Source organism: Gynurincola endophyticus (assembly GCF_003991195.1).
Taxonomy (GTDB): Bacteria; Bacteroidota; Bacteroidia; order Chitinophagales; family Chitinophagaceae; genus Gynurincola; species Gynurincola endophyticus.
Map to the genome: position 1 here is coordinate 219,273 of NZ_RCWL01000008.1, position 13,200 is coordinate 232,472.

The window sequence follows — 13,200 nt, forward strand, 5'->3', positions numbered from 1 at the left end:
TAGCAAGTAAAAAGTAAAACTTTTAAAAATTATTCTATGAGGAAAATTTACTTGCTCTTTTGCTTGTTGCTCACGGTGACAACGGTGCATTTATTTGGACAACAGGCTAACATTCCAAAAAATTCAATAACGTTCACTCCGTGGACGACAGACGTGTTTCCGGGCGTTGCTGTCGGTATTAATGATTGGAACAACGGAGGTAATGTGGCGAATGTTATATTAAATAATACATCTACTGCCACCGGTACTGTTTTTGGAACAGCTTTGGGTTCTACAGATGCAACGGACTCTCTGCGTATAACGCATACCAGTACTTACTCTGCCGGTAATATTGTCGGATTCAGAGGATCTGTAGTTGCATTATCTACCAATATTTCTATTGAAATTTCAGCATGGAACGGTACGAATAAAGTGAGTTCCAGAGTTTATCCTTCTTCTTTATTGGGTGATTTGCTTGGCAGCGGTACAATGGATTTTACGCTGGTAACTACAGCAGCTTATAATGCTGTGCAAATCAAAGTTACAGGAAACAGCGGATTGGCTTTTACGGGTGGAGTTACCGTACAGTATGCTATTGTAAAAGCATTTGAAGCGGGGCCGCAAACGGCTTGTAATACGCCAACTGTTATCAATGCTCCTTCTCAGGCATTTGATGTAGAACCGAGTTTAACAGCACCTATAGGAGTGGCTACTTACAATTCTCCGTATAATTTAATTGATAACAATGCAGCTACTACAACTGATATCGTTTCGGTGGTAACAGGTGGTGCGCAAATTGCGTATATAGACAGAGCACAGACTTATACTGATCCATACTTTGTAGGTTTTGATATTCGTCAGGCTTCTTTGATCAGTTTAAGTGCTTTGGGTACGATGCAGATCAGAACATACCTGAATGGTACCCTGCAGGAAACGGTTGCTTTAAGCGATGCATTGGTAGGGGCCAGTGTGGTTTCTTCAAATACACGCAGAGTTGGTTTTGTAACCAGTCTGCCTTTTAACACGATCCAGTTCTATCAGAACGGTATAGGCGCTAATATTGGAAACTTTTCATTGGTGAATCTTATTATGACGAGATTCTGTGCAGCTCCTGATTTAAATTGTAACGAAACCGTTAGTCTTACAAATCCGGATCACTCTGTATATATTAACTCAGTAAGATCAGGAGTAAGCGGCGGTGCCTGTGTAAACTGTTCGGTAGATGGGGCAATCAATGTATTAGATAGTGACCCTGCTAATTTCGCAACTCTTAATATGGTAGGTGGCGCAATAGGAAGTGTGGCACTATCGGTAAAAGACGCCATGCGTACCTATCCTGCTAATACTTATGCAGGTTTTGATATCACTACTCCTTCTTTGTTAAATCTGACACTCTTATCAGGATTAAGGGTAGAAACCTATCTTAATAATGTAGCTCAGGAAACATTTACCGGGGCAAATTTATTAGGTTTGGGCTCTTCCTTTGTGGGTGGAATCACGACTAGCAGAATCGGATTCCTGGCAGGTCAGCCTTTCGATGAAATTCGCCTGGTGGTATTAGGAGGTCTCTCCGCAAATGTAGGAGCTACACGTGTATACAATGCATTTGTAACAAGAATGTGTGACGTAAATACATTGTCGTGTAATACACCTGAAACATTAGACTTTCCGACTTATCCGGTGTTGATTAATTCTGTAAATACAGGAATTACTTCGGCAGGATGTGTGGGCTGTTCTTTAAATAATACATCAGCTATACTGGATAATGATCCGGCTACTTTTGCCAGATTAACGATTGCCGGTGGTGTATTAACCACTGCAAGAGTTTCTGTGAAAAAAGCTGTTACTCCTTTTGGTGCCAATACATTTATCGGCATTCCGATTCAGGCAAATTCACTGGCCAGTCTTGATTTATTCAATGCTGTAAAGTTGATCGCTTACAATAATGGTGTGGTGGTGAGTGAAACAAATGCAAGTACTAATCCTTTGATGGGGTTAAATTCAGGGCTTTTATTCCCGACAGGATACCAGGTATTAGGTTTTGTGCCTGCTGGTCCGTTCGATGAAGTAGTGGCAGAGTTTACCATACCGGCTTCTATCAGTGCCGGAAACATCGATATATACGATGTGGTGGTACAACAGTTCTGTAATCAGCCGATCGATTGTGATGAAACGATTTACCTGAATGAAGGTGATCCTTTAAATCCTGCTGCACCTGGTATGCCGGTATATGTCAACTATGGAAGAACAGGTCCGGTTGGAGGAGCTTGTGTTGGTTGTTCGGTAGCTAATCCTCAAAATGTGATCAGCGCCAGTACAACTGATTATGCTACTATTAATTTAACAGGAAGCCTTATCTCCGGTGCAGGTATATCAGTGGTAGATGCAATGAACGTTTATCCTGTTGGAACTTATGCAGGATTCACCGTTCAGGATATGGGATCATTTGCCGAATTACAATTATTATCTGGCTTAACAGTTGAAACCTATCTGAACGGTACTTTACAGGAAAGTGGCACCGCGGCTAACCTGATCAGCCTTGAAGTGATTGGCATTCCAATTTTTGGTAGTGGTTCAGGTGTTTACAATGTAGGTTTCAAGGTAACTAAAGACTTTAATGAAATCAGGTTGATTGCAAGTGAAATTGCAGGCGTAGGATTATTAAATGGCCTGAGAGTATACGGCGCCTGGGCAGATACCAGAGAATCTAACGGTGGTAACCTGTATTGTCACAAACAGGTGAATCCGGATATGAACGTCGCTATTCAGAATGTAACTATTGCAGGAAATCTGAAGTCAAATGACATTATGCCTTCTAATGCAATATACAGTGCATGGACGCCTCATCCTGACAATCCGGCCGGCGCAGTGATTGTTACCAATCCTGATGGTACTTATACTTTTACATCTGCAACTGTTGGAAGTTATGTATTCTTCTACGAAGTATGTGTAGGAACACAAGGATTATGTTACCCGTCATTTATCAAGATTACAGTTACGCCTGATGATAATTCTCCGACAGGAAATTATCCGGTAATTGTAAATCCTGATTATGGTAATGTACTGACCGGTGGAGCTATTACAGTGAAAGTAGTTTCTAATGATGCACCTGGTAATGATATTCTGATGCTGAATCTGGCTTCATTAAGATTATCAACCGTACCAAGTGAAGTAGCTCAGCATGGTATTGCGGTGGTGAATCCTGACGGAAGCATTACTTATACACCAACACCCGGATTTACAGGGAAAGATAGCTTGAAATACTATGTGAGCGATAACCACGCTCCAACTCCTCACGAAGGAAGTGCATGGGTGATTTTCTCTATCTATCCTGCAGATTATGTGAATACGGTAGTAGCGAATGATGACTTCTTTGCAACGAAATATACAAAAGCAGGTAATGTGTTAGATAATGATAGCGATCCGGAAGGAGATATGATTAGTGTGGTTGATCCTTCATCACCACGTGTTGCGAACAATACAAAGAATAAAAAACAACGATATTCAGTAAGTGCCAGAACGGTAACAACACCGGAAGGAGTACTGGATATACAGACAGACGGTAGCTTTACGTTTGTACCGGCTCCGACTTACGCAGGAACTTATCAGCACGTGTACACAATCACTGATGATAATGCAGGAGGAGCAGCTACAGCATCTGCAACACTTTCGATATTAGTATCTCAGGCTTACACACTACCGATCGTAGTTTCTGAGTTTGACGTTAAACGTGAAAACGGAGTGAATGTTCTTCGCTGGAAAACCAGCCTGGAAGAAAATGCCAGCCACTTCGGAATCGAGAGAAGTATTGATGGGGTAACCTTTACCGAAATTGCCCGTATCAGTGCTGATAACCGCTCTTCTTACAAATATGAAGATGCCTTCCAGCATAATGGTAAAGTGTACTACAGGCTGAAGCTCGTTGATTTAGACGAAACAGCTGAATACTCATCAGTGAAGTTTGTTGAAACTGAGAACAGATTTAATTTGTCGGTTCATCCGAATCCGGCAGTAAACGGAAGAACTTATCTGAATACAGGCGGTTACTCTGGTACTGTATCAGTAAGAATTTCAGATGCTGTTGGTAGAACGGTAGCACAAAAACAATTGAATGTTCAACAAAACGCAACCGTTGAATTGCCACTCTTGCCAAGTCAAAAAGGTATCTACTATATTATGGTTTTAGATAGTCAGGGTAATAGAATTCTGCAAACCAAAATATTGAATCAATAAAGGTGTGATTGAGTCAGACCGAAAAGGGATATTCATCTAGAATATCCCTTTTTTATTGCCGGAAAAGAAATGAATTTTTTCGTATTTGTTTATGTTGATTAATAAAAATAATCGAAGGAATCGTACAACTTCTGTTGGGTTCAGTACTGGTACGATGAAATGATTCCGGTTATAAAAAAGTCAGTAAAATTGATTGAGATAAAGTATTAGGAGTGATTGAAAAAAATAAAAAATAAAAACAAAAAAATAATATTAAAAAGGTAGTACGAAATAAATAAAGGCTGGTTATATATGAAAGACGGTTATTACAGCATTTAAAAAAAGCAATCGTTTTTGAATAGTTCTTTTAAATAGTTTTTTATAACATAGGATTAATGCACGAATGCGTTAATCTGTTGTGTCGTATAAAATGAGAGGAAGGTGTCAACCATCCTCAATTCAATTAGCATATAGTTAATTGAGATATTAGAAATGGGAATTCGAAGCTTGGCTTCTGCCAGGCTTCTTTTTTATTTTTTTGTAAAATAATTCCAAAGAATGACACAGCAGGCTAATGTATCACTGCTCAACATATTGAATGATTTTCATGATTAGTTTTGGTTGTTAAAAAACAAGTTTGCTCTCATTTTTCAAAGTGTGCTTTTATGAAAAGAAGCTTAGCAATATGCCTAAGCTTTTTTTCATAATCGACCGGGAGCCAATCCAATTGAATATTTAAATGGGAAATACAAGGCAACTGCCTTGAAAAAGCGAAGGCCGCAAACAAAAAGCCTCATCATTTTATGATGGGGCTTTTTTGTTTTTTTTAAGTAATAGAAACGTCTGTGGTAGAATATTCTATAAGAAGCAGGAGTGGTGGAGATAAGATGATGGTATAAAAGAAAAAAGGCTACAGTAAACTGTAGCCTTTGTGACTCCGTCAGGATTCAAACCTGAAACCTTCTGATCCGTAGTCAGATGCTCTATTCAGTTGAGCTACGGAGCCGTTTTTTTTCGATTGGGTGGCAAAGATACAAATTTTAAGTTTTCTACCAAATTTTTTTCAAAAAACTTTCAAACTCAATTTGTTACCACTGATTCGAAATGGAGCACAAAGGTAATCCTTGCTGTTTTATCTTCCAACAATTTGTAAATGAAATTTAAAAAAAATAGTTTTTTGCCTTTCGGATAAAATTTTAACCGTTGATAATCTTCCCTTTCATTCATGATAAATTCCAGCCCTTTATTTCCTTATCTTTAGTCATTAAATTAATTGTTTCACTTTATTTTTTCTAGAATGAATGTAAGAAAAGCATTGTTGGCGATGAGCTTTTCTGCCGTAGCATTGTTTGCGCAGGCACAAAACTCAAAGTATGACCAACACGAAGCATTTGCACCATTGTTTTATCCTGCCTTTGGTGATGAAGTTCGTACACCACATGGGGTTCCGGGGCCTAAATACTGGCAAAACAGCGCAGATTATACGATTCAGGTAAATTTAAATCCTACTGATCATACTATTGCCGGTGAAGTGAAAATTGATTATACGAATAATAGTCCTTACACCTTACCATATGTATGGTTGAATTTAGATCAGAATATTTATAACCTGAAATCACGTGGCGTAGCCGGAACTGCTCCGGCCGGTGGAAGATGGGCGAATAGAAATAATTTTGACGGTGGTTATACTATTGAATCAGTAGTTCTGGTAAATGGTAAAGCAGAAACACCCGCTAACTTTTTGATTGATGATACCCGTATGCAGATCAAACTGGCAGATGCCATGAGTGCAGGCGGTAGTGCTTTAAGCATTAAAATCAAATACAAATTTACCATTCCTGAATATGGTACAGACCGTATGGGGCGTATCAAATTAGAACAGGGTTGGGTATATGAAATTGCACAATGGTTTCCGAGAATGTGTGTATTTGACAATGATTTAGGTTGGAATACTGCCCCTTATCTGGGTCAGGGTGAGTTTTATCAGGATTACGGTAATATCACTTATCATGTAACTGCTCCTGCAGATTTATTTGTAGTGGGATCAGGAGAATTATTAAACCCGGCTGAGGTTTTTACTAAAGAACAACATCAACGTTGGGAAGCAGCAAAAAAATCAGATAAAACCATTATGGTCCGTTCTGCCGAAGAAGTTGCTCAGAAAAATTCGCGCCCGAATGCCAAGTCTCTGACCTGGAAATTCAAGATGGAAAATACACGTGATGTAGCATTTGCTGCTTCTACTGCCTTTATAGTGGATGCTGCACGTATCAATCTGGCAAGCGGTAAAAAATCGTTGGCTGTATCGGCTTATCCAAAAGAAAGTATCGGCCAGAATGCATGGAGCCGTTCTACTGAATATGTAAAAGGTGCAATTGAATTTTACTCTGGCTACCTGATTGAATATCCTTATTCTACCGCAGTAAATGTTGCGGGTATTGTAGGCGGTATGGAATATCCCGGTATCGTTTTCTGTAGCTATCAGGCTAAAGGCGCCGGTTTGTGGGGCGTTACTTCACATGAATTTGGGCATATCTGGTTTCCGATGATTGTGGGTTCTAATGAACGTCGCTATCCATGGATGGATGAAGGCTTCAATACTTTCATTAATTTCCTGGCCGAACAATCATTCAATAACGGAGAATACGCCGGTTCAAGAGGTCTGGATAAATTAAGAGGACGTGTACTGTTCCCTGACTCTACCGAGCCGATTATGACCATTCCTGATGTACAGAAGTCTACTAATTTAGGACCTTTGGCTTATCGCAAGCCTGGTTTCGGTTTATACTTATTGCGCGACCATGTTCTGGGTAAAGAACGTTTTGATGCAGCCTTTAAGTTTTATGCGAATCAATGGGCTTATAAACATCCTACACCATGGGATTTCTTCCGTTGTATCGAAAATTATGCAGGAGAAAACCTGAACTGGTTCTGGAGAGGCTGGTTTATGGATAACTGGTTAATTGATCAGGGTGTTTCTGATGTTAAGTATGTAAACAATGATCCTGCAAAAGGTTCTTTGATTACTGTTACTAACTTTGAAAAACTTCCTATGCCGGTTACCGTAAAAATTAAAGAAGAAAACGGTAAAGAATCTATTGTGAAACTACCGGTAGAAGTATGGTATACAGGACCTAACTGGACCTTCCAGCATGCCAGCACTTCTAAAGTAATAGAAGTAGTGGTAGATCCAAATAATGTTTATCCGGATAATAATCTGAATAATAATAAATGGACTGCTCAATAGTAGTCTGTGCAAATAAAAAGCCTCCACAAATTATATATTGTGGAGGCTTTTTATTTATTATAGTCAGCTGATAAAATAATTGATACCTTAATGCAGCGTGATTACCTTTTTTTGCTCATGACTTAAATAAGCCGCTTCAATTATTTTGATAGATTGTAACCCATCTTCTGCTGTGATATTAAAGGGAGCCTGATGACGGATCGCATAGGCCAGCTGATCGAAAAACTCCATGTAATTACCAATTTCACTAGGCGTCTTTTCGTTAATAACAGTACCGGAATATTCTGTATGTAAATGTCCTGCGTGAATGGCTGACTCTACCGCCCAGCCGTTTCTGATAGGTTGTACACCTTTCTCCAATAAGGTTTCCTGTACATCACCCCGGTGTTTGATAAAACTTCCTTTCTTACCCTGTAGAACGTATGAAGGTACAGGTTCACGGTTAAAAAAGCCGCCATGCAGTTCTACCGTTAATGATTCGTAAAACAAACTGATCTGAAAAGCGTCTACTACTTCTGAACCTTCCCGTTGTTTTGAAAGGTGAGCAAAGAGCTCTTTAGGCATACCGAATAAAGATAAAGCCTGGTCTATAATGTGTGGCCCCAGATCATAAACGATACCTCCTCCTTTTTCATCACCTTCTTTATGTTGTTTGGCACTTAATACCGGTCTGTATCTTTCATAGCGGAAGTTGGCGTATACTAACTCTCCAAGAAATCCTTTATCAATGATTTTTTTAACTGTTTTGAAGTCTGAGTCAAACCGGCGGTTATGATATACTGTTAGAAATCTGTTTTTTTCTTTGCTCAATGCTACTAATGTTTCGGCCTCCTGCACAGAGCAGGCAAAAGGTTTTTCAATGAGCACATGTTTACCTGCATTTAAGGCCTTTTGCGCAAATTCAAAGTGAGTATAGTTGGGTGTATTTACAATTACCAGTTCCACTTCAGCATCATTTAATAGATCGTCTATAGAAGCATAAGAAATTATAGAAGGGTAAAGTTTGTTTGCTTTTTTTTCTGTGCGTTCCAATACCGCATACAATTCAAACGACGGATTAATATGCAAAAAGGGGGCATGAAAAACTCGACCGGATAAACCAAAAGAACACAATGCCGTTTTTATCGCTTTCATGTTTTTTATTTAATGTGAGTGATTGCTCTGTCCAGATGTACGTAGCCACCGTCAACATGAATAATTTGTCCGGTAGTATGACTTGATAGTTTACTTAATAGAAATAACACCATATGTGCTATTTCTTCAGGTTTAGTCATTCTATTTTCAAATGGAATGGATGAGATTATTTTTTTTAGGGTTTCGTCAGGGGCCGGAAGGGTTTTAATCCATTCCTGATAGAGTGGGGTAAATGATTCTGCTACTACAACAGCATTCACTCTGATTGCATAGGGAATTAATTCAACGGCCCATTCTCTGGTTAATGCATTTCTGGCGCCATTGGCAGCTGCGTAACCGCTGGTTCCTCCCTGACCTGTTTCTGCTACTTTTGAACTGATATTTACAATGGCTCCTTTGGTTTGGATGAGTTCATTCAGAAAACATTGTACGGTGCCAAAATAGTGCGTTACGTTTTTATGGATACTTTTAACAAACAGATCAATATTACCGTTTTTTAAACCTACTCCATCATTTGCACCGGCATTATTGACAATGCCGTGTATCTCTTTAAACTGTGTTGTTATACGTTGATGTAAAGCGGCGTAATCGGTACGTTCATTCAATTCTGCTTCAAATGTAGCGCATTGACCACCGGCAGCGTGAATAGCTGTTTGTATATTTTCATTATCGTGTTGATTTCTTCCGATAATGATGGGTAAAGCGCCTTCTTTCGCCAGTTCAAAAGCAATTGCTGCTCCAATACCTTTGGCGCCACCGGTTACAATGAAGTTTTTATTTTTTAGTTGGAGGTCCATTATACTTACAATGCGTTTTGAGCAATTTGTTGTGAGCTTCCCAGTCCTTCAATTCCTAATTCTATCACATCACCTGCTTTGAGGTACTGAGGAGTGGGTTTCATGCCCATACCTACGCCAGCGGGTGTTCCTGTACTGATAATATCACCTGGTAGCAGAGTCATGAACTGTGACACGTAACTTATTAAATAAGGGACATTAAAAATCATTTCGGCAGTGGTACCATTTTGTTTGGTTTCACCATTTACTTTCAACCACATGTTAAGGTTATGAATATCTGCAATTTCATCCTGAGTGGCAAGGAACGGGCCGATGGGGGCGAAGCTGTCACAGCTCTTACCTTTTACCCATTGTCCGTTTCTTTCCAGTTGAAAAGCCCGCTCACTATAATCATTGTGCAGGCAATAACCTGCTACATATTCGAGTGCATTTTTTTCTTCTACATAAGAGGCTTTTTTACCGATGATAACTGCCAGTTCTACTTCCCAATCGGTTTTCTGACTGTTTCTTGGAATAACCAACGGATCATTCGGACCCACATAAGCACTTGACGCCTTGAAGAAAATAATTGGTTCTGTCGGGGGCGTCATATTCGTTTCGCGGGCGTGATCATAAAAGTTTAAACCGATGCAAACAATTTTTGAGGGTCTGGCTACAGGAGCACCCCAACGGCTATCATCAGCCACCAAAGGCAGCGCATCTTTTTTTGTAGCCAGGTTCTTCAATCGCTCTAATCCATTCTCCTCAAAAAATCTTTCATCATAATCATTGACCCATTCACTCACATCATATCTGATATTATCAATTAATAAGCCCGGTTTTTCTTTATTCAAATTTCCGAATCTGATCAGTTTCATTATTGTCCGTTTAAAGTTAAGAAGCCTCCGTCAATAGGATAGTCTGTTCCGGTGATGAAGCCTGCCTCATCACTGCATAAATATAAAGCCAGCAAAGCAATTTCATTTGTTTGAGCCATTCTTCCGATAGGTTGTGTTTGTGCCAGTTGTTCAAATTTTTCTTTTTCTTTCCCCGGAAAAAATCTGGCAAGGAAGCCGTCTACAAAAGGTGTATGTACACGGGCAGGAGAGATGGAATTACAACGAATACCTTCTTTCACATAGTCTTTAGCTATGGAAAGTGTCATTGATTTAATGGCCCCTTTCGAGGTTGAATAGACGAATCTTTTTTCCAATCCGGCTGATGCTGCAATAGACGCAATGTTAAGAATCACTCCCTTTTTATTTTTTTTCATAACAGGAATACATGCCTGTGTACATAAGAATGTACCAAATACATTGACATTCATTACCCTGTTGAAATCTTCTATAGAGGTAGTTTCAATATCACCTACATGAGCAATTCCTGCATTGTTCACCAATATATCCAGCGATGTAAAAGTAGTTACAACTGATTGTACCTGTACAGAGTCTGTAATGTTGACTGTGTGAAATGTAAGATAAACGGGAAAGTCTTCAGGTTTTTGAATATCAAGAATATGAACGCTGGCACCTTGCTGATGGAAAAGTTCAGCGATTGCTTTGCCTATTCCACTGGCTCCGCCTGTGATGATTGCTATTTTACCGGAAAGTGAAAACATAAAAAAAATAATTACTACAATATACTATTAAAATCATCCCGATACAAGTAAATCCTACTCTAATTAAGTGTTAATACGTCAGTGCTTATTATATACGTTCATTAAGGTAATCAGATGGTTTCTATAGTAAAGAATACAGATTAATCTGATAGGTGAAACCGGGAATGCAGCTATGCAGGTAGCAATCTGTAAGTAATTGTTTGATTATGAAATAATGGTGAAGGTAGATAAAAAAAGGTCTGGTTATTCGTTAACCAGACCTTTATATTTATAAGCAAAATATTTTATTAATAATGCCATCGTACGAATGCTTCCATTGCTGCATACTTTGTGAGGCCAAGTTGCGCATACAGATTGGCGGTGTTGGCGTTTCTGTCTTCAGCTCTCTGCCAGAATTCTCTTGAGTCTGAACCCTGAAAAGGAACAGAATCTTTTTGCGATTGATGGATAAATATTCCGTGACGTTTTTTGAGTACCTGATCGGGGCTCATCGGAATAGCCATTTCGATTTCACTGATATCCCATTCCTGCCATGCGCCTTTATAAAGCCATAGCCAGCAGTTGTTAATCCACTCATCACCGTCGGCTTTGATTCTTCTCAACGCTTCAAAGATAATATCCAAACATACTTTATGCGTTCCGTGAGGATCTGCCAGGTCGCCGGCAGCAAATACCTGATGTGGTTTGATTTTTCTTAACAGAGCCACGGTTTGTTCAATATCAGCTTCACCCATTGGTTTCTTTTCAATAGTGCCTGTTTCGTAAAAAGGCAGGTTCATGAAATGGATATTATCATCATCAATCCCTACATAGCGGCAGGTGGCTTTTGCCTCACATCTTCGAACTAATCCTTTAACTGCACGTATTTCAGGAGAATCTATCTCATTTGTTTTTTTCTCTTTCAGGTAAGCGCGGGCTTCATTTAAGAGATTCTCAGAGATGGTACTATCAATAGCAAACATCTGTTCAAAACCTACTACAAAGTCCATAAACCTCGTTACAAATTCATCGGTTACGGCAATATTACCAGAGGTTTGATAAGCTACATGCACATGATGCCCCTGGTCATGTAAACGTTGAAAGGTTCCTCCCATTGAAATGATATCATCATCCGGATGGGGTGAAAATATTAAGGATGTTTTTGGGTAAGGTTCGCTACGTTCGGGAGGATTCGGCAAGAGTACATTAGGTTTACCTCCGGGCCATCCTGTGATAGAATCGCGCATCATGTAAAATACCTGCAGATTGGTTTGATAGTAATCTCCTTCTTCAGTGAGTAAATCACTCAAACCATTTTCGCGGTAATCTTTTTCTGTAAGGCTTAAAATAGGCTTACTTACTTTTTGTGCCAGGCTAACGACTGCTTTTCTGATCATGGGAGGCGTCCATTCTACGTCACCGGCCAACCATGGTGATTTATTGCGTGTAAGGTCAGCTGCTGCAAACTGATCTAAAACGAATTCGGTATTTGAATGGTTTTGAAGCAGGGAGGCAGGGATGTGTTCGTCAACCAACCCTTCTACTGCTTCTTTTACCACTGGGGATTTTTTATCTCCCCAGGCCATGAGAATAATTCTTTCTGCTTTTAGAATCGTCTGGATCCCCATCGTAACTGCAAGGCGCGGAACCTGTGACATTGAGCTGAACTCATATGCATTGGCAATACGGGTAGAGTTTTCTAAATGTACCAGTCTTGTTTTTGAATAATAACTAGACCCTGGTTCGTTAAAACCGATATGCCCGTTGATACCGATTCCTAAAATTTGAAGTTGTATTCCTCCCAGGGCTTCAATTTTTGCCTCATAATCGGTACAAAGTTGTTTAATGTCTGATTTTTCTACGGTACCGCTGGGAATATGAATATTTTCTTTCCTGATATTTACATGGTTGAACAGATGCTGATGCATGAAGTAGTAATAACTCTGACGGGCTGTAGGTTCGATAGGATAGTATTCGTCAAGATTAAAGGTGATTACATTTTCAAAGCTCAATCCTTCTTCTTTATGAAGGCGTACTAATTCTGCATAAGTACTTTTTGGGGTCGAACCGGTTGCCAGTCCCAATACACAAGGTTTATTTTCGGCTTGTTTTTTTCTGATCAGTGCTGCAATTTCTCCGGCTACATATTTTGCACCGTCTTTAACCTGATCAAAGATTTTTACCGGTGTTTTCTCAAAAGTATCGACCATATTCATAATGATTATTTTTCTATAGACTTCAAAGAAAGAATAAAA

Annotated in this window: 7 protein-coding genes and 1 tRNA gene; 2 read left to right on the plus strand and 6 right to left on the minus strand. The window is 39.4% G+C overall.

Annotated features, from left to right (window positions below; genetic code table 11):
- Positions 1 to 36: 36 nt before the first annotated feature.
- Positions 37 to 4,212: an Ig-like domain-containing protein gene (locus D9O48_RS15075; RefSeq protein WP_126973813.1), complete on the plus strand. Its 4,176-nt coding sequence runs from the start codon at positions 37 to 39 to the stop codon at positions 4,210 to 4,212.
- A gap of 911 nt (positions 4,213 to 5,123) precedes the next feature.
- Here D9O48_RS15075 and D9O48_RS15080 read toward each other — a convergent pair.
- A tRNA-Arg gene (locus D9O48_RS15080) sits at positions 5,124 to 5,197 on the minus strand.
- A 291-nt stretch (positions 5,198 to 5,488) separates the two neighbouring features.
- Between D9O48_RS15080 and D9O48_RS15085 the strand changes: the two genes are divergently transcribed.
- Positions 5,489 to 7,438, plus strand: coding sequence for a M1 family metallopeptidase (locus D9O48_RS15085; RefSeq protein WP_126973814.1), 1,950 nt, complete (start codon positions 5,489 to 5,491; stop codon positions 7,436 to 7,438).
- Between the two features lie 87 nt (positions 7,439 to 7,525).
- Here D9O48_RS15085 and D9O48_RS15090 read toward each other — a convergent pair whose 3' ends face one another.
- The 5 genes from D9O48_RS15090 to nagB form a co-directional block, all read right to left on the minus strand.
- Positions 7,526 to 8,572, minus strand: coding sequence for a Gfo/Idh/MocA family oxidoreductase (locus D9O48_RS15090; RefSeq protein WP_126973815.1), 1,047 nt, complete (start codon positions 8,570 to 8,572; stop codon positions 7,526 to 7,528).
- A 5-nt stretch (positions 8,573 to 8,577) separates the two neighbouring features.
- Positions 8,578 to 9,369 (minus strand): L-fucose dehydrogenase, encoded by a 792-nt coding sequence (locus D9O48_RS15095; RefSeq protein WP_126973816.1) that lies wholly within the window; start codon positions 9,367 to 9,369, stop codon positions 8,578 to 8,580.
- A 5-nt stretch (positions 9,370 to 9,374) separates the two neighbouring features.
- Positions 9,375 to 10,226, minus strand: a complete 852-nt coding sequence (locus D9O48_RS15100) for a fumarylacetoacetate hydrolase family protein (protein ID WP_126973817.1) — start codon at positions 10,224 to 10,226, stop codon at positions 9,375 to 9,377.
- Positions 10,226 to 10,966 carry an SDR family NAD(P)-dependent oxidoreductase gene (locus tag D9O48_RS15105; protein ID WP_126973818.1) on the minus strand — a complete coding sequence of 247 codons (741 nt, stop codon included), beginning with the start codon at positions 10,964 to 10,966 and terminating at the stop codon, positions 10,226 to 10,228. The genes D9O48_RS15100 and D9O48_RS15105 overlap by 1 nt, the downstream gene beginning before the upstream one ends.
- A gap of 287 nt (positions 10,967 to 11,253) precedes the next feature.
- Positions 11,254 to 13,161, minus strand: coding sequence for a glucosamine-6-phosphate deaminase (gene nagB, locus D9O48_RS15110; protein WP_126973819.1), 1,908 nt, complete (start codon positions 13,159 to 13,161; stop codon positions 11,254 to 11,256).
- Positions 13,162 to 13,200 lie beyond the last annotated feature (39 nt).

What these genes read in the sequence shown, in the direction of transcription:
- D9O48_RS15075 (WP_126973813.1), top strand. Translation starts at nt 37, where the DNA reads ATGAGGAAAATTTACTTGCTCTTTTGCTTGTTGCTCACGGTGACAACG.
- D9O48_RS15085 (WP_126973814.1), top strand. Translation starts at nt 5,489, where the DNA reads ATGAATGTAAGAAAAGCATTGTTGGCGATGAGCTTTTCTGCCGTAGCA.
- D9O48_RS15090 (WP_126973815.1), bottom strand. Translation starts at nt 8,572, where the DNA reads ATGAAAGCGATAAAAACGGCATTGTGTTCTTTTGGTTTATCCGGTCGA.
- D9O48_RS15095 (WP_126973816.1), bottom strand. Translation starts at nt 9,369, where the DNA reads ATGGACCTCCAACTAAAAAATAAAAACTTCATTGTAACCGGTGGCGCC.
- D9O48_RS15100 (WP_126973817.1), bottom strand. Translation starts at nt 10,226, where the DNA reads ATGAAACTGATCAGATTCGGAAATTTGAATAAAGAAAAACCGGGCTTA.
- D9O48_RS15105 (WP_126973818.1), bottom strand. Translation starts at nt 10,966, where the DNA reads ATGTTTTCACTTTCCGGTAAAATAGCAATCATCACAGGCGGAGCCAGT.
- nagB (WP_126973819.1), bottom strand. Translation starts at nt 13,161, where the DNA reads ATGAATATGGTCGATACTTTTGAGAAAACACCGGTAAAAATCTTTGAT.